Source organism: Alteromonas algae (assembly GCF_049117195.1).
Lineage (GTDB): Bacteria > Pseudomonadota > Gammaproteobacteria > Enterobacterales > Alteromonadaceae > Alteromonas.
The window spans coordinates 1021320-1047463 of the sequence record NZ_CP185260.1 but is presented as its reverse complement, the minus strand read 5'-3'; the positions used below and the strand labels follow the sequence as shown (position 1 = coordinate 1047463).

Sequence of the window (26144 nt, the reverse complement as noted above, 5' to 3'; positions counted from 1 at the left end):
CCATAGACTGCCCTGCTACATCAAAACAAGGTAAAAAAACATGAATCACGACGTAAATCCCTATCTTAATCAAATGACAGACGAAGATATAGATAACCAAGTACATCGGGGATTCGTCGGGGGGCTGTGGGATACTCTAGGACGGCTACAATTTGATTTTATAACACGCCAGGGCTTACTGCCTTCAGACAAACTGCTGGATATGGGATGTGGCTGTTTTCGAGGAGGGATTCATTTCATTAGATACCTAGATAATCAGCATTACTATGGACTGGATATCAATCAGTCATTAATCAATGCAGGTAATCTTGAGCTGGCGCAAGCTGGGATAAGCGATAAACAACCGAATACCTTAGTTTCTGACCGCTTTGACGCAACCCCTTTTAATCAGACCTTTAAGTTCGTATTATCAATATCATTGTTCACGCACCTGAATTTTAATTTAATATTACTTTGCCTGAAACAAATAAAGCGCGTATTAGATAAAGATGGGCGTTATTTCTCAACGGTATTTCTCGCCCCAGATAACGGTTATTACGACGACTTAACCTTTGCAAATGGCGAAATCACAACACATTATCTACAAGATCCCTATCATATTTCGATGGATGAGATTAGTGCTTTGGCGAAACTTGCGGGTCTTAAGGTAGAGCAAATCGTAGAGGGGTGGAATCACCCAAGACAGCAATCTATGTTAGTTTTCACACATCTTGAGTAATCTGTCTAAACGATTACTCAATCAACATATCGTGTTCTCTAAGAACTTCAATAAGGCTGTCGTATTCTGGCGAACACAATGCCTCAACTTGCGCAATTAGTTGTTCAGACATCGCACAACCAATTCCGATGTTTTTTGCAGACTCCTGAGGCTGAAAATGCTCGGAAACTTTATCTACGCGATCTAGCCCCACCATTTTCAGCATTTTATCTCTAACTGATGATTTCTGGATAAGATCCTCAAATCGAACAACGTAATAACTCCCTTTGCAACGCTCAGGCTCATAAGCTAATTGATTTTTAACGGTGCGAACCCATGAGCCGAAAATATCACTGTACGCTTTTACCGTTTGCGATGTATGCCCAAAATAATAAAAGCGATTAAAATCAAAACACGCATCAACCGGATTTCGAAGTACTGAAAATGACGTGCCATTAGGAATTAAACCCGCAACATAAGGAAATTTACCCGGCGGGTCATTTTTGAACATCATGATGCTATCGTCAGAAATCTTATTCAGATGAAAGTTTTCTGTAGGTACATGTGCAACAACACTGGCTAACCAGTTTCTCGCGGCCTGTTCATACACCGCGAGCGCTTCGGCTTTAGGTAAATTTGCAATATTATCCGGGATAACCGACAGGGCTTGTGCAGTGAAAGTATCAAACACCTGCCCAAACTGCCCTGCCATGGACTTTCTTGACACTAAATGATTATGAATCGATAAGTTATCAGCATCAGCGCCGATGGAGTCCGGCATATCTCCGCGCAATGAGGTGGCCAACTCTTCTTTAGTCGGTCGAAACGGCTGCTCAAGCAACACGCTTTGAATAGCGCCGCCAAAGGTGTACTTACATTTGAGAAAACCGGATTCATGGAACTCGCGATTTACCGACCCCACCGTTTCGTAATCATAGAAGAGATCGAAAGCTGCGGAACATCCACTTAAGTTAAACCCACATACATTAATAATTTTCATTGCTTCAGCCTTTAAACAGCCAGTCTTCTAGGAAATAGATAGGTTGAGTGGTCAGCGCCGACAAGCTCTCGGTAATATCTTGCTGTCTGCCGGTTACCGCGACGAGCACACAATCATGGTCTGTATTAGCCAATACGTTTATTGGTAAAAAAGTGAATCCATAACGCTTTAAAGGCGTTGTTGCTGATACATTGCGGTCAACGCTTATTGTAATTTGCTCATGCAACACGCCGCTCACCAATGCCGCCAATTGACTGGCACCGTACAGCACCACTTTTTGGTCCTTTAAGTTATCGGCAATCTTAAAAATTTCGTTAATCGTGTCTCTTTGCAGGTGTTCGGGCATGTAAGCTCTGCTCAAGGCAGCATAATATCCTTTGAGTGTTCGAATCTTTTCCAACGGTACATTTACATCTGGAAACTCAGCAAAAAACGCTTGTTGCCAGACAAAGCCCACCTCTGACTTATCTGAGTTGCTGCGTTCCAACAAAGGATCAAATTGGGAGTATAACGATTGTTCAACTGCCGCAACGCCTAAAAAGTCACATAACCGCTTACACTGGCCTGCTTCATCCCGGCTGACCAGTTCATAATCCACTTTGATTCGTGGCGCTTCGTTGGGTAAATGCTTTACGATCGACGCCCAATACATATAAATAAGCTGCGCAGAGTATTCCTGGTCAAAATAATCTCGGGTTACCAGTGAACGCCCTATTGCAGCCGGATGCCGCTTGGTGATCACATAATATGGCGAAACCTCAATGGCTTCGAATACGTTCAGCCAGAATGGAAGCGTCATGGCCATTCTGGGGTCTTTAATCACTAGCTTGGGGAAACGAGAAAGTAAACCCGCTAAGTATACTTTGCTTGCCTGAAATAGTTCATCATGACAGGGGCTTTTGCGCAGTACAGCTTCATCCAGCCAAATAAGAGAATGCCACTCTAGGCCCAACGAACGGAGGAGTTTATTGTTGGTATTCACAATAAACTCATCCTCCCAGTAACCCTTTGGGTTATCCGGCCCGGCGCCCTGCAGGTTATCTCCGGTCGAAATACCGCAACTTTCAACCAGACTGGTGATCACACTTGTACCGGAGCGATGCATACCCAGTACGACAACAAACGTAGTCTCTCTCATAGTTTGTCCAGCCTTATCACTTGTAATTCTGAGGTGAGAAACTGACTGATAATATCATCAACAAAACTTAGAGAAGCGATGATAACGACTGCATTGCCAACAAATTTACACTCATCCAAGGTTACCACCGGAAGGTCATTTAAGGTCTGAATAAAGGCCGCATTTCGGTCAATGACGTTAACGACTAAATCCTGCATCTCAAGCGTTTCTAGTAACATCATCACCTGCCTACCGAGGTGACCAGCACCATAAAGATAGAGCGGGCGATCTTTACACTCGGCTAGCTGAAATCCTAACCGGGCAAAGGGTACTTCATTACCAGTGGATTTCTGTGCTTGATACTGCCATGTAACATATTCAGGTAGTGCATGAAGCTGCGGCGGCAACACTTTTTCGTAAAGCTTGAACAGTTGATGGCGGCTGTCGAAATTGAGCATTTTTTTGCTGAGGCTGAAGGGGGTGTTTCGATACCACAATAATGGCACAGGTAAATTAATTGTGCGACAGCCAGCCATGGCAAGTTTTAGTAATAGTTGCCAGTCTTCTTCACCGGCAAAGGGCCCGCACTCAAAGCCACCATAACGGGTAATCACCTCAGTTCGATAAAGCGCACTGATCCCACCTATACAGTTATAAGTAAGCGCTGATACCCAATCCTGATCGCTATGAAAATGTATCAACATACCAGATGTTTGGGAGAAATCTGGATACTCAGCCCCGTCAAAATAACTAAATGCCATGGTCACAATATCGCTATTGGTGCGTTGTTGCGCTTCTAAACATAGTTCGACGGCGTTAGGGGCGAATACATCGTCATCATCAATGAACAATATAAATGGCGTAGTGACCTTACTGAGGCCTAGATTTCGCGCTCCGGCCGCACCTGAAGGTGCAGGCGCATCAATAATTTGAATAGCCAGCTCGCTAAAGGATTCAGCGGCGATAATTTTTGCTAAGGCTTGTCTGGGCCCAGCATCACTGCCGTCATTCACTATTAGGATTTGCATCCCTTGGACAGTTTGTTTAAGCAAAGAGGTTAAGGTCTGCCCAACAAACTCCACCCGATTATGAAAAGGCACAATTATTGTTACTGAACTAGCATCAGTAATGTCGGGAAAAGCCACTTGGCGGTCAACACCGACTTCATCAGCCCAGTGTTGTTCGAGAAAATCCCTCAGTACCCCCTGTTTATCCAAAAAACGTTGGGTGCGCTGATAATCGCTGCGAGTTGTCGCCTCTGAGAAGGTATTAACAGTCCAATGGCTACATGCATTTAGCGCCTGATTTAAGCGGCTAATAAAATACACCAGCCCGCCCCGCACAGAGCAAAAAATAATCTGGTAATTCTGTGCATTATTAAATAACCAGACGGCGAGATCAGAAGGCGCCTTTAGAAGCGGCTCACGCTGCGTAAATTGTGAAACTGGCAACGTGATGAGCCTTAACACTGGCTGCAACACTACATCACTAAGTGATTTTCCGTCCTCTGAAAATACCACCACATCGGCCCCTTGCGCTAGGTGGCTATTTCGTTCTAGAACTTCTGGCAACTGGTCAATTTCATTTTCCCAGCAGGCGAGTAATATCTTGGTCGGTTCGCTCATCAGTTACTCTTTGCTTAAAAAAGTGCTGGCGCACCGTCAGACAATGCCCTGATCGTATCACGCATTTCCTGTTCATGAGCTTTTCCGCAGACTATTACGGCATCGGTCTGAGCAAAGCGAAAATCCTCAGGCGGATGTGCCGTCAATCCAGCCAGCAACTTTGTGCTATCACGGTCAAGCAATACAATTTCACAACTAAGCATAGACGTTGCCAGCATGGCAACTTGGTAACCAAATTCGTTGGCCCCGTAAATAAATAAGCGCTGAGGGGGTTGCCGTCTTAGCGTTTGTATACTGCTTAGTTTTGCCGTTAAAAATTGATCAGTGCGCGCAAAACGGAACGTCTTTAAAAAAGCCTGGGTAGCATGCCATTGCTCGTCAAACGCACGACATTCTGGCGTGCTTTCCCAAAAATCTTTCAGGCTATCGGTTCCCACTTTAAAAGGTTCGGGGAAGCGATATTGCAAGTGTTCATTCTGGCGATAATACAACCGTACCTCCCCGGATATAGGACTTCCGTCTTCAAAAGTGCTCAACGTCCAAGGCATCTGTTCGTAACCGTAATGAGTTAACGCGTCATTTTCATGTTTATAGATCTGCCAGATTTTATCTACGGCATTACGGGTTTGACTTGAATACTTCACAGACATAATCTCACCCACTCCACTATCATAAGAAGAGAAATGATAAAATATCATTGGCTTACCATTTGCTGTGAAACCATTTGGCGTTTCGGCAATTTCACGCTGGTTTAAATTCCAGTGTGCAACGTTAAGACCGGGATGGCGCATGATTTTTATACTGTCGAAATAAGCAGGTGCAAAATCACAGATTTTTTGATCAGTAAAACTGCCCATAAAGGTCTGTGCATAACCGTAATTCACGACCCGGTCACTCCACCAGCGCGCAAACGCCATGCCTTCGCTGTTCTGATTGACTGCGAAAAATCCTAGGTTGTAAACACCATGTTTTGCTGCTGAAATTTCATTGTCGCGAATAGAGTCGCGATCATAATCGACATCCGCAACGTGGGGAGTTAAACAAATGTCCACATTATCAAGCATGTCAATCACGGGAGTAATCGGGCTAAACAGGCGAGTGTCAGGGTCAAGATAAATGACCTTTTTCGCGCCTTGTTGAAGGCATCGGTGCAAATACAGAGGTTTGACTGTGGTACACGTTTCCACCAGTGCATGCATAAATAACCAGGCGGGATCCAAAGTATCTTTAAAGGCTCGCAAATCAACAACTTTGTCGAATTCATCAATCTGATGAAGCCCATCTTCGGGGGCGAGAAAATCCGCTACCACACAATGAAATTCAACGTCAGGGTGATGCTGTTTAACCGACTGCGCCAGTACTCTTGCCTTGGCCAGGTAATTCCGCGTGATACTAGTAAAGATCACCAAAGAAGACATGCTTTCCCCTACACTTTTATAGTTTGCCCATAATAACCAAGCACGGAAATATCAGCGATATTAGTGGCACCGAACAGCTTAGATTGCTGTGTTTTAATTATCTTTATGTCGGCCAGTTTCTTACAGACTTGAGCAGTTCTAGGGGACTTATTCTTGGGCCAATTGTCAACTATGACAAAATGCGTCTCCGTATTTTGCTCTACACTCTCAACAGTCGACCTTTAAACCCTCGTTTTTCAAGTAGTGTTAGCATTGCATCTTGTTGCCCTAAAGAGCAAATAACAACAACACTAGAAGGGCTCAAATCATGACCTTCAAACTCTGTTACCTTCATTCCTTTACAGATTTGCCCTGCCTTATAGGTATCCACAACAACAGGCATAATACCCATGGCTAGCGAAGTTTCAACAACGCGTTCAGCAATATCGTTGGCACCAAATACATAAAGGGTCTTAATCGATGCGTTATCCAATAATGATAATTTAGTGCAAAGACTCTCCACTCTCTTATATTTATGTCTATTTGCAAAGATATAACGCAGTGAAGAATCAATATTCCTTTGCGCACGTGAATACGATGAAAAAGAACGCTTGAGAGATTTCAATAGCCCAAACTTTTCTCTCAGTTCTATTGAATAGCTTTTTGTATCGTGCCAACGGGTTGTTTGAATATGCTTTCGAAACTTGTTCATCGGCGCATGAGAAAACGCAGCGTCGCAAGATAGCAGTATTTTGTTATACAGTTCCCAATCTGCGCAATACTTCAGGGGACTTTTACATAAATTGTCTTTCAAAACTGAGGTTCTAAATAACACTGCACTCACGTTAGGGATTAAATTACGGTAAACCATGTAATTAGCAACAAAATCTCGTCCGTTAATACAGAAGTCTTTTTCCCACAAGCCATTATCTGAATAATGTGTAGAGGTATAGTCATAGTTAGCGATAACGTCACTTTCCTCATTGACAACCTTACTGTCGCAATACGCAAAGCCTGCCGAGGGATGTTTAGCAAGCAAACCGAGCAATTCAGAAATAAACTCAGGTTCCGCTTCGTCATCACTTTCAGCAATCCAAATGTACTCACCTTTCGCCGAAGCTACACCTTTTACCCACTGTAAAATAGGTAACCCCGAATTAGTCTTGTTGATATCTAGCGCGCTGACTTTTTCACAGGTCGAAGCAAAGTTCATGAGCAATTTCGCACTGTCATCAGGACTTGCATCGTCAAGTAATATGATCTCAATATTTTGATATGTTTGTTGGACAATAGTCCTAAGCCTTTTTTCAAGGTATTTTTCATGCCTGTAATTCGGTACGATCACAGAGACTAAAGGCCCACTAACGGAAGCACTCATTTCCTTAGACACAGTCACTACTCGCTTTCAAAGCCCCACCATAGCATATTATTTTTGATTTGCTGCTGCCCTTCGCTCGCACTAACGCCTTCAAAAAATAATGACTCTGCGGTTGGTTTACCGACACAAACAACACCACGGTTGCCCAATCTATCGACAATATAATCGTTATATTGAACGTTATCTTTTGGCACCATGATGTAATTCGGAAAGTCGATATATTCTAGGTCAGATGAAAACTTTGCCAAAACGTCTTGTGCATATTCACGTAACTTGTCGGATAGTTCTTTGCTTTCACCAACGAAATACAACTTCGGAATAATGAGCACGGCAATGTGTCGCTGTATCCAGGCCTTCACAGTCCAAGATGCTTTGCTCAGCGCATGATAGAAAATTGAATCGCCTTTTAAGTAAGCATCAACATCGCGCGTAAAATCAAACTCAGAATGATGATAAACAACCGTGTACTGCTTATTAAGGCATTGTGCTAAATCTTGTGGTTTTGTATTTTCATCTATTTGAACAATAACGTTATATTTATACGCCTCATCAACTCTCGCCAGCGCCACCCTATCATCACATAGCAATGCAACGTTTTCCTCCGTGGAATGCGCGGCAATTAACCAATCATTTTTACGTTTAGCAACTGCATCTAAATACTGTCTTATATTTTGGTTTTCCACGCAATTTAGCATCGAAGTCGCTTTGAATACTTGACTCTGCTCCCTCATAAATACGGTTTCACGCTCTGGAACAAAGCTAGAGACATGATCAAAAGTCTGATGCTCCTGCAGAATTGCGCCTGTTATAGCTTCCAATGTTCCTAACCAAACTTCGCGAAGCGCATTTAGGCGGCTAACCTTGTCGCACTCGGCCTCACTCGAATATAACAATTTGCTGAATGCTGAGTTTGCAAAATTTACGGTGCCGTAAAGATAATAAAATAACAACGACTTCCCCTGTTGATATGAAGAAAGTAGCTTTTCTTTTAACCGCTCAGTATACCGCTCAGCATCATCAGAAGACTCAAACACATTTTGTGTAATACCGATAAACTCTTCTAACTGATTTTTAAGTGTAGGTTGGTGATAGAAAGCATCATAGGTTTCAAAAAAGTCATCGTCACCGCAAAGTGATGTAAACAGTTCACCTTTCACTTTCGCTAGCACCTTATCTTTCTCTTCACGGGTAGAAACTAGAAGAATATCGTCGACTCGCAAGGGTTTAGTGCCAGAAATACGCGCACCGTCGCTCGTATTAAAGCAGTCTACTCTCACTTTTGCTAAGGTTCGTTCTATAATCGCTTTTGAAACTTTGAATTCGTATTTTGTAAACACGGTTGGTTTGAAGTTACCCGGCACTACAATACTTGTGTTGTGCCGAGATGAATAACTGTATTTTTCTTGGCCTTTTTCGTCATAATAACCAGACTGCATGGAATGGTGTTTGTCTTTATTTGCGAAACCTAAATCAATACCAAATAAATAGAGTTGCTGAAAGCCAAGTAAAGTAAATAGGTTAATTGCAAAATTAGACACCGTTGGGTACGCAAACTGCAATTCTTCGTAGTTCTTTTCCCCGAGTATATTCAGTGATGATACGGTAGATGACTCGCCCTCTTTAAAAGCAATGTAGGTATTGCGAAACAAGGCACAGGTATCGGGATGAATGCCATTACATGAAAGAAGGTCGACCTGCTTTAGGTATTCAAAATCATTAATTCTGCAGCTCCAGTCGAACGTTGAACGGTTCTGTTCAATCTCAGCATGGAAATCGGGGACAATACCGCTCTTATACAAGGGCATTAGCGCCGTACCACAGGAGACTATAATCGCCCGTTCCCTCAGCGCTTTGATAGTACTAATTGTTTCATCAAGCGAAGGGCCATTACCAACGATAAATACGGGAATTTCCTTATCGGCCAACGGCAATTTGCTAGCTGGGTTTTTACCTAGCAATGGATACCGACGACCGAGGGTTTCTTTGGTGTGCGCGATTCCATAACGAGCATGGTCAAAGTTTTCGCCCATCGCAATAACCACTTGCAACTGCTCTCGTAGCTGACTAATGGTATGTACCATCGTTGTATTATGATAGGTTTGGTAAAAATAGGTGTTCGCAAGTATGTATGGGCCAACAGAATAGAACTGATTCAAAAGATCCCTAAATAGGTTTGAGCCATCGTCGCCCACATTTATGTAAAGCCGCCCTCCAGCCCGGTCGACATTCTCAAGAAGTTCAGTCCAATCTATTAGATATAACGACGCGTAAAATAAATCACGATTTGGTTCACAGATAAAAAGCTTTTCAACCTCATTATTTTCAAACAAAGTACTAAGCTGTGGTCCGATACCAAAAAGAATAAGAGACTTAATCTGCTGAGGCAATTTACTCGTTTTATCACCCGCTGCCTTTAGCAACTTCTCCGCCTGTTTAACAAATTGGAAATGATGATAATGCTTTAGCTTCACACCGTTATAACCCAAAACGAGTCCATCTTTGTTAGGGTACTGGCTGAAGCTATCAAAATTCACGCGCGCATCAGCGAATGGCGTTGCGCTATACCAGTTAGTTAGTGAGTGCCCGCTAACAATATTAACGTTATTTTGCTTATCCTGAACTGGTAACCAGTAATCAGGTTCATAATTTTCGAACTCACTTGCAATACTAGGTACGTAGCGCTTAAACGACGCAATATTGTTTTTGAACAGGTCATTCTTCTGGGCAAATTCGAGGGACGATAGTGAGATAGGATTGCTCCATATGGGCAATATATTTTCTTGAGATTCTCTTAACTGTCGACTGATGCCATTTTTGCTAAATTGCTTCCAACTTGATGTAAGTAGGGCATGTTCCAACGCATTAAATGTATTGCAATTATAATGGCGATAGAAGTAGAAGCCTGAAACAGGGGCATGCATTCTCAGCTCTTCAATATCGCTGGCTAATGATGTTCCATCATTATTGAGCTGAAAATAAAGTCCAGTACCTTTCTTTTTTGCGCTCTCAAGAGTAGCGCGCCAATCCATTGCATACATCGATGCGAGAAAATACTGCTCTTCCGGCTCATAAATTACTATGTGTTTGATATTATGCTGTTCCACCAATGTTTTGATGTGCCAGCCCAAACCGATTCCCATGACCACAAGCACATTAATATCTTTCTCCAAAGGAGGCTGAGATTGATGACTAGCATATGAAGGAACGTCTAATAAAGACTTAACATCACCTTTACTAGGTTGGAATTCAAATTCACTATTTGTTATATCGCAGTAAGTACAATGTCTGCTTTTCTCAACATACTGGGCAGCCACTTCTTTCTCTGGATTAAGATTGTAGAACACCAAGCCATTACTGTAATTCACGATATTAAATTCACCTTTGCTGTTAGTGAAAATTGAAATATCGCGTATTTTGCTTTGCTCTATGGTCTCCGCGAGAGAAGGAACATAGGCTTTAAATGCTGAAACGTTACGACGAAAATTACGTATGGCCTCTTCAGCCGACAATTTCTCGCGCTGACGTTGTTGTGCTTCGTCCGCATCTAGGTGGATTCTTATATCTTCTAACATAACTTATTCGACTCCAACGTCTCACAACATGAGTTCAAGTATCAGAAAGCATTCAACATAAAGAGGTCATTAGTGCATGAACTCAACGCCTAGTTAGATTTGCCAGAGTATTATGATTATCTTTTGATGATAAAAATGACGATGACAGCCAATAGGTCATCCAAAAGTAAAACTTTCGAATTAAAACACGGCGATGATTATGGGTTTATTTATATTTCTTAACCGCTGCTTTGGCTCTAACAAACTGAATAATGTCTTCTTTTGATGTTTCAAGCAAACTTTGCGCCAAATCCTTGAGCGAATTGTTGACCTCAAGCTCTAACGTTGCGAACGCTTTTTTGTCATCCGGTTGAAGGACTTCCAAGTAGGTATTGATTAGCGAGTCTCGCTGAGCTAACAGAAGATTGAGCTCAGCGTAATCTGAAGAATTGGCGTTTTCCAACTGAACGACTAACTTTTCATTAAGCTCACGTAATTCAGCTGGAGTGTGGATATGATTAAGGTCTTCTACTTTCACACGGCTTGTCGTTTTTGACGCTGGGCTTCGTATGCTTCCTGTTTAGCTTCTTCAGGAATTTGAACCCATGCGTCGCGTATTGGTGATAACAGGCTAGACACTTCGTCTAAAATATTCAAGTCATTGTTTATGTGTGCATCACTTAAACGTTCAATCATGTAGTTGTATAAGGCAAACATATTTTCAGCAACGTCTCCCCCTGCTTCAATATCAAGGGTGTCGCGAAGGTGCATAATGATCGCGCTCGACTTTGAAATGAAATCTGATTTTGAAACCAAATCTTTTCGTTCCATAGCGCCTTTAGCATAAGCTATGCGGTCCAAGGCACCTTGCATTAGCATTAATGTTAAACGATGAGGATCTGCAGAAGCGATATCCTGTTTCAAATTACCCTTTTTGTATGCATTGATACCTTTAAGCGACATAATTTCTCCGTTTATCTTATCCGAGTGAAGCTAGCAACGCAGAGCTTGTTTGATTTAACTGAGCCACCGTTTGGTCAAGGTTAAGATACTTACTACGTAACGTATCCTCAACACTTAACATGCGCAGTTCTAGGCGCTCTCGCTCATCAAAGAGATCATCTCGATCATCTTTCGCTGCTCGCTCTCTTAAACTTATCAACCCACTAAATGACGTATACTCTTTAGTGAAATCATAAAGACGGACTGCAATCCCTTCATCAGGGTCAGTAAACAACTTCGCAATTTCATCAAAACTGTCTTCTAATGCGTCTGAAAATCTATCTTCACCCGAGCCAAGACCAAAATCGGTAGAGCCTATTTCTATTTTGCCATCATCAGCAAATTCTATACCGAGCTGAAAAAGTCCTCCTAGGGCCGAAGAGCTCACGCTACCACCAACAATGGATGCTAAGCCGCCTTGAATTCCTCGTAATAAAGAGTCTCCAGCTAATGCGCCGTCATCTTCAAGCTCTGATTCACCATAACGGGTGAGCGTTTTAATTTCGTCAATTAAACCGTTGTAATTATCTACAAAATCACGAACTTTTTTATCGAGACCCTCTCGGTCGTATCCTATTTCAAGCTTGGTCGATATGAAGTCACCTACCGCATCTTTTGGCGATATCTCTTTAGCGTCGAAAGAAACGTTTTGAATCGTATTTTCGAAAGTGTTCGTGCTGCTTTGAACTTCAATACCATCTATGTAAGCAACAGCGTTGGTCGCACCTTCAATATTCAAGGCGTTAATGCTCGATGCACCGCCTGTTGTAGACAACCTGTCTAGCTCGGCGACACCTGTGTCATTGGTAATATTGAGGTCGTTGCCTGTGCCTGTTTCGCTTGATGAGAATACAAGCCGGGGACCAGCACCTGTGCCGGTATCAATGATGTTTGCCGTTACGCCGAAATTGTCGTCTGCGTTATTTATGGCTTCTCGCAGGGCCGTTAAAGACGTACCCGCATTAATATTGACAGTGAAGCTTTCGCTCCCGCCAACGTCAAAGGTTAACGAACCTGTACCGGCGGTTAAAACAGCTTCGCTACTTGAGGAAAACGCACCAGCATCGGTAGTAATGCGACTGCCCGATGCAAGTTCTTCTACGACAATATCATACGTGCCACGAAGTGCGGAATTTGACGCCTCAGCAGAAAGTACATCGTCGTCTTCGCTGGGGTTGGTAATCGTTGGCTCACGCCCGTTAATGTCGTTATCGCTTCTTAAATCGTCAACGGCATCTTTGAACGACGATAGCTTAGACTTAATCTGACCTAAGCCCGATATTTCAGCCTCTAATTTTTCTTCTTTGGCATTTAAACGTGCTTCTTTAGGTGCACGCTCTGCCTGAAGCAGCTGCTGTACTAAATCGTCGAGCGCTAAACCCGACCCTACACCAAGCGACTGAATTGTCATAACCTACCTCATTAAACCTCGTTGTTGATAAAGACTCCCACGCTACTTCCAACATCTTGCTGGAGCTCTTGGATTCTCTCGGCTAACTTCAATACTTCCTCGGAAGGAATCTGCCGAATTACATCGCCCGATTGCGAGTCTTTAACCGTAACAATTGAACGCTTTGTTTCGTCATCGATAGAAAATGTTAAATTTCTATTTTGACCTTTCAAGAAAGATTCAACTTCTTGGACTGCGCTATCTAAACGTTCATTCAAACTCTCTCTATCAAGTTTATCGGCCTGAGACAGAGAAGCTTGAACACTATTTTTCGACGCACTATCACCACTATTTTCTGTTGACGTTCCGCCTTGTGGAATGTCTATTTTTTCGACACCCTCTGACAATTTCCGCCTTGGTTCAAGTGCAATACTCGTGTCATCTGCAGATTGCGGCGATGCAACCTGAGCAGTCGACGTTACTTGTGCAGTAGATGCAAAAGATTGACCAATTTGACTGTTTTGAATATTCACATTACTACCCTCCCATTGAAACGACAAAACGGGGCTTACTGAATTAGCAAGCACCCGTTATATCTCAACTAAGGTTTTTAAATTATAGCTTATCCGAGCAAAGATAGCGCAGTTTGCGGGCGCTGATTTGCCTGACTTAGTACAGATACAGATGCCTGCTGAATAATCTGGTTACGCGTCAATTCAGCGGTTTCAGCAGCAAAATCTGTGTCTCTTATCTGTGAACGTGCCGAAGATAAGTTTTCACTGATGTTGCTTAAATTACGAATAGTAGATTGGAAACGGTTTTGCAGCGCACCTAAATCAGCACGAACAGCACCAATACCAGATATCGCAGCGTCAACATCCGAAAGTAGCGCCGATGCGCCTGTCGCTGTGTCTACACCGTTGGAAGTAATACCAAGTCCGGTAGCGCTAAACCCGCTTATAGACCCTAGACTTCCAGATGATAGATTTACAGAAATCGTCTGTCCCGCATTCGCTCCAACAAGAAACGACGCAGAGAAGCTACCGTTAAGCAGGTTCACATTACCGAACTGCGTATCAGTTGCGATGCGTGAAATTTCAGTACGAAGTGCTGAAACTTCTTTCTGAAGTGCTAAGCGGTCAGCCGATGAGTTGATACCGTTTTGAGACTGAACCGCTAACTGCCTGATACGCTGTAGGCTCGATGTTACCTCACCTAACGCACCTTCAGCAGTCTGCGTTAACGAGATTGCATCATTTGCATTACGTACCGCTTGGTTCAAACCCTGAACCTGCGATGTTAGACGGTCTGAAATTTGAAGACCGGCAGCATCGTCAGATGCACTATTGATTCGAAACCCTGATGACAGTCTTTCAAAAGATGTGTTCAAACGGTCACTAACGTCAAAAAGCTGACGTTGTGCGTTTAACGCAGATACATTAGTATTTACGAATAAAGACATTAGATTACCTCCTAGGGATTCGATGATGTTTTATTACGCATCAAATCCTTCCAGTTCAAATTGGTCGGGTCACTACTCCCTTCCAATCCCTCTCATAAAGTAAATAAATTACCCCTCAACAATAGGTATCGACCAATGCTTGAGGTTCTTTAGCTTTTTTTTCAATTTTTTTATAAAGAAGATAAAATAAATGCATAAATGCATGTTTTAGTTGATAAAAATAACCAAAAAAAATTTCAAAAATATTAGATAAAAACGCTGGAGCGTAATGTTTTTATGGGGAAATTAGCTTTAGTGCCATAAAGGGAAAATGCGAAAATGCGAGATTACATCGTGAAGTTAAAAAGGCTATCGTCTGAACAAGATTGATGAAAGATGAAAAGGTGGCATCAAATCTGCTACGTTATATTTGAATTATCATGTTGCTCACATGAATATTTGAAATTGGCGGGCGTTTCGGTAAATATAAAAAAAGGCCGAGACACGATGTTCTCGGCCAATTTGCTCACGTTAGGAGATAGAGCAAATTCAGTTTCTGTCGGCTGGCAGGTATTTAGTAGGACAAACTGGCCTCTCAACCAACGCTTCTACACTCTCAGTCCTGTTAGTCGGCATTTTCTTTAAGAGGCGGCCTTATTGGCCGCTTTCTTTTGGGGGATGGCCTCTCAACTCCTTCCCTAAAAAACGCCTCGTTAAAATTATCCTAGTAATGACAATGCGGCCTGTGGACGCTGATTCGCCTGCGCGAGAATCGTTGTACTTGCCTGCTGCAGTATCTGGTTACGGCTAAGCTCTGCCGTTTCTGTGGCAAAATCTGCGTCTTTGATACGTGACCTTGCCGCCGATACATTTTCAGAAATATTACTTAAGTTTCTGATCGTAGATTGGAAACGATTTTGAAGTGCACCGAGGTCAGCTCTAATTCCACCTACAGCAGAAACTGCGCTGTCTACCGCACTTAACAAGCTAGATGCACTTGACTCAGTTAATACGTTAGCATCGGTTATACCCAACCCTGTAGCACTGAACCCGTTAACACCTGCACGTGTAAGTGCTTGGCTTGAAAGATTGACCGATATAGTTTGACCGGCATTCGCACCAACAAGAAACTTGGCAGAAAACGCTCCCGATAGCACGTCTACACCTGCAAACTGAGTTGTAGTAGCAATTCGAGAAATCTCTGTTCTTAGTGCGGATACCTCTTTTTGTAGTGCAACGCGGTCAGCTGAGCTGTTAATACCATTTTGCGATTGAATTGCTAATGTTCTGATCCGTTGAAGCGCAGTTGTTGTTTCAGATAACGCACCTTCTGCCGTTTGCGAGAGTGATATAGCATCATTCGCGTTACGTACAGCTTGGTTAAGCCCTTGAACTTGCGAAGTCATGCGGTCTGTAATCTGAAGACCAGCAGCATCGTCAGCAGCGCTGTTAATTCTAAAACCTGAAGATAAACGTTCAAACGCTGTACTTAGGTTGTTACCTGTTGTGAACAATTGACGTTGTGCATTCAGCGATGACACATTGGTATTTACAAATAGACTCATGAGTCTCTCCTAACAGTTTAAGTGTAGTGCGCTATTTTTATTATTATTTGCGCGTTTAAAATTTTTTGGCATAAGCTGTGCTTAATTAAATTGTCAGATGTTTTTCTGACGCTTAGTAGGGTCACCCCCGATTAAGCTTGCTACACAGAGAAGTAACCTTCTCTTTTGCTGACCGGTGGGTTTGATGTTCCAGAACCTCAAACCTCTCACTACCTCCTGGCTTCATTCTCGCCGGTTAGCAGCTCCTAACTTACCTTCAGCCTTACTTACCTTTTTATCGACTAATATTCATTTTTTCTTTAGAAGTTTTTAAATCTTTTTTTGTAAAATTAAGCCACTGATTCTCATAGCTAAAATTTTTAAAATACAAAAACTTAAAGTAACTAAAAACAAAATAAATTAATCTTATTATTATTATTTTGAAGGGTTGAAAGAGTATTTACCTACAACGCCCCCTTTGTATTTGTTATCGTCCGATAACAAAAATTCCTTTAGCTTTTTTTGTGTTCTTTTTGATAATTTTCGTGAGTAACGTATGTAGAAGCAGGAAGCTGTTGATTTATAATAAATAAAAAAGCCAGCATACAATGCTGGCTTTTATTATAATGAACAAATAAAGGTTACGAACCTAAAGTACTACCTCCTGGCTTCACCTTTGTATCTGTTATTAACCTAGTAACGACAATGCGGCCTGTGGACGCTGATTTGCCTGAGACAATACCGTAGTACTTGCCTGCTGGATAATCTGATTACGTGTTAGGTTTGCAGTTTCTGTTGCAAAATCAGTATCTTTGATCTGTGAACGTGCTGCAGATACATTTTCCGAGATGTTGCTCAGGTTACGAATCGTAGACTGGAAGCGGTTTTGAAGCGCACCTAAGTCTGCACGTAAACCACCAATGGCAGAGATTGCTGTATCGATGTTTCCTAACATTGCTGACGCATTGCCGGTTGTAAGCACATCATTCGCTGTAATGCCCAGACCCGTTGCACTAAAACCATTAACACCCGCTCTGGTAAGCGCTTGTGATGACAAGTTCACAGAGATGGTTTGGCCTGCATTTGCACCTACTAAGAATTTAGCTGAGAAATCGCCGCTAAGAAGATTTACACCAGCAAATTGCGTAGTAGTAGAGATTCTCGATATTTCAGTGCGCAAAGCTGACACTTCTTTTTGCAGAGCTACACGGTCAGCTGAGCTATTAATACCGTTTTGCGACTGTACCGCTAATGTACGAATACGTTGCAATGCGGTGGTCGTTTCAGATAGCGCACCCTCTGCAGTTTGCGATAACGATATTGCGTCATTCGCATTACGAACAGCTTGGTTTAAGCCTTGAACCTGCGATGTCATTCGATCTGTTATTTGGAGACCGGCGGCATCATCAGACGCACTGTTAATACGAAAACCTGATGAAAGGCGTTCAAAAGATGTACTCAAAGATTTGCTAACATCAAATAACTGACGCTGGGCATTCAATGAGGACACATTGGTATTTACAAACATAGACATAAAGTCTCTCCTACACTCTCAGTCCAGCGGGTTGCTGGCTGCCGGTGGTACCGGCGATTACGTTTTTAGTAGTCACCAATACCTGAGGGGTAATTGATGAACTGGCTCTCTCATAGTCCTTATCGACTGCTCTACGATTCCCTTTAGAAAAAATTACAAAATTTGCCGTAATGCGGTATTACTTTGCCGCATTCAGTTCGCTAAATAACGGTTTTTAAAAGTTTATTCATGATGATTTTTAGTTAAAGAATGTGGATCGGATGTCCATATAACGAAATGCCGAAAACGTTTTTGCTTTTTAACGTTGTGGAGAAAACAATGGAAGTTGGCGTATCTAAAAGCATTTCAATGATATTGGTTTTAGATAGGCTGTTATAGCTGTCGCCTATACGTGACTAACCTCGTAGATGAGATTTTTCTGATAAAAATAAATGCTGTGGTGTGGTGTGAAATAGTATCTCTTTTTCACCGACGTCATTAGAACTTAACAACAAAATATGTTGCTGAAAAAAGTTAATTACGTCTGACTTTTCTATGGATCACGAACAGTTCAAGATAAGCTTGGGGGAATATGTTATTTCTAGTGTCCCTGAAGACCAATTTTCGGCGAGCTTTTGATTATCTTGGCTATATGCCTAATATCACTCACCACAAAAACACCTCATTAAACTAGATAAAATTAAAAAGCGATAAGTCGGTTACTTTAGAAAAAGATTGCAGCGCGGCATTAAGCGCTGTTTCTTGCTTTGCAAAATCGGTCGATGCTTCTGCGTAATCAACATCTTGAAGCGAAGACCTCGACGCTTTTGCCGCTATCTCCATGTCCAAGTTACTCTCATAAACTGACTCTGCAATATTAAGACGGCTACCAATAGAGGCACGTTCAAGCGATATTTTCTCAAGTCCGTTGTCTAGCCCCACAAGCGAATCTGCTATGGCTTCTTGCAAGGCACTATTGTCGATTGTGCTGTCCATTAATATCTCTTGGAGCACATGAAGCGACTCTGCCATACTTTTCTTTTCTGGTGGGTTCAATGAAAAGTCTATTGTATCGCCCGCCACAGTAGAGGCTTCAAACTGCATTCCTTTTACGGTAAATGGCGAACCAGAAGTAAAGCCAACCGTATCAACAATAGCTCCCGTACCGGTATTCGTTACCTGCGCTTGATTGCCAGCAAGAAATGTTACTCTGTAGTTATTGTTCGCCGCTGTGACGGGATCGTAATTTTTATCAAAAAAGGTATCAAATGTGCCTTGTTCACTTACTTTTGCACTTTCGAAATTGGCAACAGAGCTCCCAGTAACAGAAAACTTGAAGCGCGATAGCACGTTTTCAAACACTTCATAACCATTGCTTGTTGACTGAATTTTAGAGCTATTTGAAAGCTGCACAAAGCTAACCCCTGCATCACCGGAAAACGTAATAGCATTTCCCGTTGCAGCGGGGTTGTAAGAGAATGCCTGATTGCCCGACTGGTAGCCTGCATAAATGTAGTTTCCATCAGCATCTTGCGTATTCATTAAATCGAAGATTTCGAGTTTGATTTGTTCTAATTCTGCACCGATAGCGCGCTTATCTGGATCGGCAAGGATACCCGAGCCCGACTGAACCACCAGCGTTCTAGCACGGTTTATCGAGTTCGTAATGTTGGTTAGGACCGCCTCCTGCTGCTCTAACGATCCGGTCACCAAGTCATTATTGCGTTTAAACTGGTCGAGCGCGTCAATTTCTTCAGTAAGCCGCAACACCTTAGCCGCACCAACGGGATCATCCGACGGGGTGATAATACGCTTGCCGGTCGCAAGTTGTTCTTGCGTTTTTATAAGCTCTTCCTGATTGTTCATAATTGAACGCACATTCTGATCATAAATTTGGCTTGTTGATATACGCATAATTAATTACCTGGCCGATTGAAGTATCGTATTAAACAACTCTTGCGCCGTTGTCAAAATTCTTGCCGCGGCGGCATAAGACTGCTGATACTTTATTAGGTTAGCCGCTTCCTCATCTAAGCTTACACCAGACACAGATTCAAACCAGTTCTGAGACTGGACTTTCATGGCCTCTGCCGATGCTAATGACACATTTGCCATTGCGGTATCTTCACCGATACGCCCCACCATTGACGCATAAGCGTCTTGAAAGGTACGTGGTGTATTGGTTGATTCGCTACTTACTTGTACGAGCGGGTCTCGCTGTAACCCAGCTATTGATAACGCATTGCTATTATCATTAAACCCGTCCGTATTAAATTCAATTGAAAAGCTATCGCCCGCTCTCGGCACACCGTCAATACTGATATCGTAACCCGGATAATCATCTAACGAAGAGAATGCAGCGGGCCAAGCCGGCGCAGCCCCATTCGTTTCAGCTTGCGCTAACAAATTATTAAGATTCGTTACGCCGGAAACGTTAGTGATTACATTAGGTGGCGACGCCCCATCAAGCACCTGATAGCTATCAGCCCCGGTAAATACAATCTGCGCTGGCGCACCGAGTGTCGCGCTTGGAGAACCCGCAACATCGTGAATACCACCTGCGCCATCAAACGCAGACTGGGCTGTACCGCCCCCCACTTCGGTATTCGTCACTGAAACACTAGCGACATTAGCATTGCCCAAATTACTTGCATCAGCTTGTGCCCGCACGGGCGTTGCAAACGCAAGATCTTCAGGTCGATTTGTTGCCAGTGTGATGGCTGATGCTACGGTTTTAGTAGGTTGTACCAGAAACTCATTTCCAACGGTATACGGTGACGTTCCGGAAAATTCTATCTCAATACCACCAGGGAGTTCGTTGAACCCAGCGCCCACGGCATAACTAGAAAAAACAATGTCATTACCAGAGCCATCCTTTTTCGCTGAACCGTCGGCATTCAATAACGTAATTTCAATTTCACTTGGTACGCCGCCTGCAACATTGGTTACTTCAATTCGATAATCAGCATCACTTAGTTCAGCCCCTTTACCGGGAGTAATTTGCGCTTCTACCTGATAATCACCAACGGTTCCTTCGTAGGCTAGTCCTCTAAATGTAGGAATATCAAAGATATTACTTCCAAGCTGACCATCTAAATCCATCCCCAGCTTGTTCTGGGAATTCATAGCATCGGCAAACGCAACAGCAAGCTGACCAACGTCTCTCATCGCAGGCCCTAGCACTTCATTTCGATACTTGAAAAGCCCACCAAGCGTGCCGCTTAGATCACTTTCTAGCACATTGATGGTCGTGTCCGATTTTGTTTGCGAGCCAAAATCAGTGGCAAGTTGTAATTCGGTAAAAGTGAGGTCGGCATTAGTATTCAGCTCAAAGAGATTGAATTTGCCATTATCCAACACTAACGACTCGCCCGAGCTTAGATTAATGTTGATCGCGCCGTTTTGTCCCCGGCTTTCCCTAACCTCTATGCCCATGATAGAGGCAAGTTCTTCTACCGCTTGGTCTCGCTCATTTAATAACGCGCTAGGTTGGTCACTGGTATTATTTCCGTTTGCGATAACAATATTTCGATTAAGATCGCCAATATTCCCGATAAGGCTATTCGCACGATTTACTAAGGAAGTGAATTCTAAATTCAACTCTTCCTCTTTTTCAATCATGTAATCAGAAAGTGTGCCCATCCGTTGATATAAGGATTCTGACTTTCCTAACACCTGTTCGCGCGATGCTAAATTCGTCGGGTCATCAGCGGCGGTTTGAACAGCAGAAAAGTATTCACTGAAACCTTGAGAAAGCGAATTTGCCTCGCTGGCGAGTAGGTTATCGATAGCAGTAGTTTTAGCCGAAAACGAGTCCAGTTCTCCGACCTGTGTAATGTCTCGGCGTAGTTGGTTTTGTGCAAATACATTGATAATACGTTCTGTATTGCCAATCTCTACACCGAAAACCTGACTATTTTGAAGCTCTGTTCGTTCACGAACGTAGCCTGGCGTATTGACGTTCGCAATGTTGTTACTGGTTGTTTGCAGTAACTTGCTACTTGCATTTACACCGCTGGTTGCCAGAGAAAATAAATCTACACCACTCATACCGTTATCTCCCTACCCTCAAGGCATAAGCCCATTGAGCCGTTCGCTGTTGTACACAGCCATAATTTTTTCGGCGTATTGTGGGTCGGTTGCATACCCTGCGGCTTGCAACTCTTGCGTGTACGCTGACGCATTCGCTGCATTATCGACTGCGTGCTTGTAACGAGGTTGAGACGCGATGAAGCGGCCGTAATCGTTCATTGCCTCTTCTATTGACTGATACGACCTGAATGCAGCTTTCTGTTGCTGAGGCACATTGCCCGAAAACTCCAATGTACTTACAACCGCTTGTTCACCGTCCCAGTGTTTATTTGCTTTAATACCAAATAGATTATGCGTACTTTTTCCATCAGCAGTGTGAATAACAAATTTTCCCCACCCGGTCTCAACGGCAGCCTGAGAAACGATTGCCTTAGCATCCATTCCGTATTGCTCAGCGAGCTTTTCTGCAAAAGGCATTAAGGATTCAACAAACGCTTCTGGCGTATCAAACATGCTGTCTTTTTTCGCCGCTTTTGTACCCGTACTTACCGAATTAAGCATACTATCTTGCGCCGATACCACTGCAGTATGCGTCGATTGATTTACACTGTTGCGCTTTATATCACCGATGTTCCCATCATTTCTGATCACACTAGCAGGAGTATAAGCGTCGTCATGTTGGCCTAATTGCTTAACAATAATATCTGCTAATCCCATACCGCCGCTTGAGGTAAGGTCTGTCGCCAATTGTTGGTCGTGCATATCGCGATAAAACTTAACTTGTTCAGAATTGAACGGGCTATCTTTATCAGATAACGCGTCTTGCGCCTTTCTCATCGATTTAAGCATCATCTGAACAAATATTGCTTCGAACTGCTGCGCAGCCTCTTGCAATACGCCTTCATCACCCGAGGCAATGGCTTCACGCATTTTATTAATACTGCCCATATCATGGACATTACGTGCCATATCTAACTGGCTTTTCGAGTTCATTGATTCCATTAGATAATCACCAATTCACCGCGTAGTGCACCGGCTTGACGTAATGCTTCTAGTATCGCCATCAAATCGCCCGGAGCGGCACCGACTTCGTTCACGGCTCTGACGAGTTGATCAAGTGTCACGCCCGGCTCAAACTTAAACATTCGGCTGTCTGCTAAATCGATATCAACAATAGATTGGGTGGTAACCGCGGTTTCTCCGTCGGCAAACGCATTAGGTTGAGTAACTTGCTGATTTTCAGCAATCGTAACCGTCAAGCCTCCGTGGGTAATGGCCGCAGGCAGTAACCGTACTTCTCGCCCAATAACAATAGTGCCGGTGCGGCTGTTAATGACCACCCTTGCTGACGCTTCAGCAGGCGTAAATTCAAAGTTTTCTAATGTTGCAAGAAAACCGACGCGCTGACCTACGTCTCGTGGCGCGGTGACTCGAACTGATGCCGCATCAATAGGGGTAGCTATGGTATATCCATTTTCAGGCTGTGCACCTAGTCGCTCATTTATCGTATCGGCAAGTGATTTAGCTGTCGTAAAATCTGGGTAATGAAGATTTAACGTCAATGTATCGCCGTTTGCGAACCCACTTGGTACCGACTGTTCGACCATAGCACCGTTTGGAATTCGTCCTACGGTCGGCGTATTAACAACAATTCTCGAACCGTCGCCGCCTTCTGCGCCGAAACCGCTGACGACCAAGCTACCTTGCGCAACGGCATATACTTTTCCATCCACACCTCGTAGGAAGGTTTGTAACAAAGAACCGCCTTGTAAACTCTTTGCCTCGCCGACCGAAGACACCGTAATATCGATAGTTTGACCAGGCTTAATAAATGGAGGCAGTTCTGCATGCACCGCCACTGCTGCGACGTTACGCGTGTTTGGCCTAACATTGGCATCCATTCTAATCCCAAAGTTAGCTAACATGGTTCTAAAGCTTTGTTCAGTAAACGGGTTCTGTTCACCGGTTCCAGGTAACCCTACCACCAAACCATAACCAATAAGTTGGTTTGAGCGCACACCTTGAATAGATGCAACGTCTTTAATACGTTGTGCGTCAGCGTGGCTAATAAAGCCTAACGTAAGAATCGCGAACAAGAATAAACGCATGCTATAACTCCTTCACTCTTAAAGAGGCCACCAAGATGATGAGAAAAATTTAGCAAGCCAGCCCTTTTCTTGTGCTTTAGCAAAGGTGCCTGTGCCACTGTATTGGATGCGCGCATTCGCAATTTTTGTAGACATCACTTGATTATCTGGGTCGATATCAAGTGGTCTTATTATCCCAGTTAAACGAATATATTCGTCGCCATGGTTAAGCGTGATCCATTTTTCACCCCGTATGACTAGGTTGTTATTAGGCAATACATCAACGACGGTAACGGTAATACTTCCTTCTAAACTATTGCTCTGATTTGCCGCGGCATCACCGGAAAAATCATTGGACGAATTCAGGCCAAGTTGCACCGATTGTCCGCCAATGTTTATAGCATTTCCGGCTAACCCGGTAATAGGCTGTAGGTCTGCTGTTGTTTCTCTAGACGTAGTTGTGTTCGCAGATTTTGTCGCCGCAGTATTTTCACTTAATGTAACGGTAATAATGTCACCGACTTGACGTGCAGTAACATCAGAATAGAGGCTGTTCGCAAGATGCGCGCGATACAAAGAACCATCTTCCACCACGCGTTGCTTCGGATAATCCGGCACAACTGGCGCAAATGACGGGTCGTTCGCTTGCACTGGCGGTTCACTCGTGCTTTGACAGCCAACAGTGAAAAGCAATAGAAAGAATAAGCCTACACTACGCATAACTTCACCTATTAAAGCTGTTGAATTACTTGCCCAAGCATTTGGTCAACAGAAGAGATTACTTTAGAGTTCATTTCATAAAGTCTTTGGCTTTCTATCAAGTTGACCAGCTCTTCCGTCACGTTCACATTCGACGTTTCTAGCGTGCCTTGAGAAATACTGCCTAATCCTTGAAGCCCAGGAATACCTTGGATAGGCGCACCGCTTGATGCCGTCTCAACGAACAGGTTTTGCCCAATAGGTTGTAACCCTGTTGGATTAACAAAATCTGAGATGTTCATTTGACCTAGCAATTGGGGTTCAGCCTGACCTCGGATACTTACACTTATTTGTCCATCTTGTGAGATAGTAATTTGCTGAGCATCTTCTGGTACGGCAACTTGAGGTTGCAACAGGTAACCCGCACCCGACGTTACAATCTGCCCCTGATCATTAAGTGCAAACTGACCATTTCTTGAGTAAGCCGTTGTACCGTCTGGTTGGAGAATTTCAAAATACCCGCGCCCTTGTATAGACATATCTAAGGCATTATCTGTTGACAACAAATTACCTTGAGTATGGGCTTTTTGAGTCGATACGACTTTTGAGCCCGAACCAAGCATCAACCCAGACGGCAGCTCGGTATCTGCTGAAGAACGACCGCCAGGCTGGTTAATGTTTTGATAAAGTAAGTCTTCAAAAATAGCGCGATCTTTCTTAAAGCCAACGGTAGACGCGTTCGCCAGGTTGTTTGAAACAACCGCCACATCGGTTTGCGCCGCGTCCAATCCTGTTTTACTAATCCATAAAGCTGGATGCATAATAACCTCCTGACGTCACGCCATACGCAACGTTACCGTTAAATTATAAAATTCTCAGCAGCGTGTTGCCGCGTGTATCAAGCTCTTCTGCTTGTTTCATGACTTTCACTTGAAGTTCATAATGACGTTGTAAACTGATCATACTGACCATCTCATCTACCGCGTTAACGTTAGACCCTTCAAGCATTCCAGACATGAGTTGAACATTACCGCTAGCCGGGGCAATAGAGCGGTCTTCCATTCGGAACAAACCATCATTACCGCGTTCCATATCTGCATAATTTGGACTGACTAACTTAAGGCGCCCAACTTCCTCAATAACATTCGCAGGGGCTCCCAATTGACGCATTGAGAGGGTGCCGTCTTTAGCAATATTCAAGTTGTCTAAAGGGACGGGTAAGAAGATAGGCCCGTTGTCTCCCAATACCATTCGGTCATGAACGTCTGTCAAAATTCCGTCATCACCCAGCTTGAAGTTACCATCTCGAGAGTACGCTTCTTGGCCATTTTCATCCTGAACGGCAAACCAACCATCACCTTGAATTGCAACATCAAGGTCTCTCCCCGTTTGGATCATAGGGCCAGATTCATAGTTATTCGCTGGGCTTTCTGTCATAGAGAAAACGCGAGTCGGCAAACCTTCGCCGTAAGCCGGCATTGACCTTGCCTGCTCTAGCTGAGCACGAAAACCTGTTGTCTGCGCGTTCGCTAAGTTATTTGCCCGTATTCCCGTACCTAGAAGGTCTTGAGAGGCGCCACTTGCTGCAATATAGAGAAGTTTGTCCATGACTGACTTTTGACTCTGTTTAAACCATACCTGTTGTTTTGCAAGGCTGATGCCAACATGCGA

At 43.4% G+C, this 26144-nt stretch carries 21 protein-coding genes; 1 reads left to right on the top strand and 20 read right to left on the bottom strand.

Translation table 11 applies throughout. The features are described from left to right. Positions 1 to 40: 40 nt before the first annotated feature. Positions 41 to 718 carry an SAM-dependent methyltransferase gene (locus ACOJRU_RS04635; protein ID WP_421133878.1) on the top strand — a complete coding sequence of 226 codons (678 nt, stop codon included), beginning with the start codon at positions 41 to 43 and terminating at the stop codon, positions 716 to 718. A gap of 13 nt (positions 719 to 731) precedes the next feature. On the opposite strand, the gene ACOJRU_RS04630 is transcribed toward ACOJRU_RS04635, so the two are convergent. From ACOJRU_RS04630 to ACOJRU_RS04535, 20 genes are all read right to left on the bottom strand, one after another. After that, positions 732 to 1697, bottom strand: a complete 966-nt coding sequence (locus ACOJRU_RS04630; RefSeq protein WP_421133877.1) for a hypothetical protein — start codon at positions 1695 to 1697, stop codon at positions 732 to 734. A 4-nt stretch (positions 1698 to 1701) separates the two neighbouring features. Further along, positions 1702 to 2835 (bottom strand): sulfotransferase family protein, encoded by a 1134-nt coding sequence (locus ACOJRU_RS04625; protein WP_421133876.1) that lies wholly within the window; start codon positions 2833 to 2835, stop codon positions 1702 to 1704. Beyond that, positions 2832 to 4439, bottom strand: a complete 1608-nt coding sequence (locus ACOJRU_RS04620; RefSeq protein WP_421133875.1) for a glycosyltransferase family 2 protein — start codon at positions 4437 to 4439, stop codon at positions 2832 to 2834. Before ACOJRU_RS04620 ends, ACOJRU_RS04625 begins: the two co-directional genes overlap by 4 nt. Before the next feature lie 14 nt (positions 4440 to 4453). Further along, positions 4454 to 5857: a glycosyltransferase gene (locus ACOJRU_RS04615; RefSeq protein WP_421133874.1), complete on the bottom strand. Its 1404-nt coding sequence runs from the start codon at positions 5855 to 5857 to the stop codon at positions 4454 to 4456. Between the two features lie 199 nt (positions 5858 to 6056). Continuing rightward, positions 6057 to 7214 (bottom strand): glycosyltransferase family 2 protein, encoded by a 1158-nt coding sequence (locus ACOJRU_RS04610; protein WP_421133873.1) that lies wholly within the window; start codon positions 7212 to 7214, stop codon positions 6057 to 6059. Between the two features lie 17 nt (positions 7215 to 7231). After that, on the bottom strand, positions 7232 to 10786 hold the full coding sequence (locus ACOJRU_RS04605; RefSeq protein ID WP_421133872.1) for a 6-hydroxymethylpterin diphosphokinase MptE-like protein: 3555 nt from the start codon (positions 10784 to 10786) through the stop codon (positions 7232 to 7234). A gap of 205 nt (positions 10787 to 10991) precedes the next feature. Continuing rightward, positions 10992 to 11303: a hypothetical protein gene (locus ACOJRU_RS04600; RefSeq protein ID WP_421133871.1), complete on the bottom strand. Its 312-nt coding sequence runs from the start codon at positions 11301 to 11303 to the stop codon at positions 10992 to 10994. Further along, the gene (gene fliS / locus ACOJRU_RS04595) at positions 11300 to 11728 is read right to left on the bottom strand and encodes a flagellar export chaperone FliS (RefSeq protein WP_421133870.1); all 429 of its coding nucleotides are present in this window, start codon (positions 11726 to 11728) and stop codon (positions 11300 to 11302) included. The genes ACOJRU_RS04600 and fliS overlap by 4 nt, the downstream gene beginning before the upstream one ends. A 16-nt stretch (positions 11729 to 11744) precedes the next feature. Then, entirely contained in the window at positions 11745 to 13178 is a 1434-nt protein-coding gene (gene fliD / locus ACOJRU_RS04590) for a flagellar filament capping protein FliD (protein ID WP_421133869.1), read from the bottom strand. A gap of 11 nt (positions 13179 to 13189) precedes the next feature. Beyond that, on the bottom strand, positions 13190 to 13690 hold the full coding sequence (locus tag ACOJRU_RS04585; RefSeq protein ID WP_421133868.1) for a flagellar protein FlaG: 501 nt from the start codon (positions 13688 to 13690) through the stop codon (positions 13190 to 13192). A gap of 89 nt (positions 13691 to 13779) precedes the next feature. Continuing rightward, positions 13780 to 14619: a flagellin gene (locus ACOJRU_RS04580; RefSeq protein ID WP_421133867.1), complete on the bottom strand. Its 840-nt coding sequence runs from the start codon at positions 14617 to 14619 to the stop codon at positions 13780 to 13782. A gap of 698 nt (positions 14620 to 15317) precedes the next feature. Then, positions 15318 to 16163, bottom strand: a complete 846-nt coding sequence (locus tag ACOJRU_RS04575) for a flagellin (protein WP_421133866.1) — start codon at positions 16161 to 16163, stop codon at positions 15318 to 15320. A gap of 667 nt (positions 16164 to 16830) precedes the next feature. Beyond that, positions 16831 to 17676 (bottom strand): flagellin, encoded by an 846-nt coding sequence (locus ACOJRU_RS04570; protein ID WP_421133865.1) that lies wholly within the window; start codon positions 17674 to 17676, stop codon positions 16831 to 16833. Positions 17677 to 18345: 669 nt separating this feature from the next. Further along, the gene (gene flgL / locus ACOJRU_RS04565) at positions 18346 to 19569 is read right to left on the bottom strand and encodes a flagellar hook-associated protein FlgL (RefSeq protein WP_421133864.1); all 1224 of its coding nucleotides are present in this window, start codon (positions 19567 to 19569) and stop codon (positions 18346 to 18348) included. A gap of 6 nt (positions 19570 to 19575) precedes the next feature. After that, a complete protein-coding gene (gene flgK, locus ACOJRU_RS04560; protein WP_421133863.1) occupies positions 19576 to 21705 on the bottom strand; it encodes a flagellar hook-associated protein FlgK in 2130 nt (709 codons plus the stop codon). A gap of 18 nt (positions 21706 to 21723) precedes the next feature. Next, positions 21724 to 22689: a flagellar assembly peptidoglycan hydrolase FlgJ gene (gene flgJ, locus ACOJRU_RS04555; protein ID WP_421133862.1), complete on the bottom strand. Its 966-nt coding sequence runs from the start codon at positions 22687 to 22689 to the stop codon at positions 21724 to 21726. Further along, positions 22689 to 23795 (bottom strand): flagellar basal body P-ring protein FlgI, encoded by a 1107-nt coding sequence (locus ACOJRU_RS04550; RefSeq protein WP_421133861.1) that lies wholly within the window; start codon positions 23793 to 23795, stop codon positions 22689 to 22691. The genes flgJ and ACOJRU_RS04550 overlap by 1 nt, the downstream gene beginning before the upstream one ends. 18 nt (positions 23796 to 23813) lie before the next feature. Next, the gene (gene flgH / locus ACOJRU_RS04545; RefSeq protein ID WP_421133860.1) at positions 23814 to 24494 is read right to left on the bottom strand and encodes a flagellar basal body L-ring protein FlgH; all 681 of its coding nucleotides are present in this window, start codon (positions 24492 to 24494) and stop codon (positions 23814 to 23816) included. An 11-nt stretch (positions 24495 to 24505) separates the two neighbouring features. Then, positions 24506 to 25294 carry a flagellar basal-body rod protein FlgG gene (flgG, locus tag ACOJRU_RS04540; protein ID WP_421133859.1) on the bottom strand — a complete coding sequence of 263 codons (789 nt, stop codon included), beginning with the start codon at positions 25292 to 25294 and terminating at the stop codon, positions 24506 to 24508. Positions 25295 to 25337: 43 nt separating this feature from the next. Next, positions 25338 to 26081: a flagellar basal body rod protein FlgF gene (locus ACOJRU_RS04535; RefSeq protein WP_421133858.1), complete on the bottom strand. Its 744-nt coding sequence runs from the start codon at positions 26079 to 26081 to the stop codon at positions 25338 to 25340. Between the last annotated feature and the right edge of the window lie 63 nt (positions 26082 to 26144).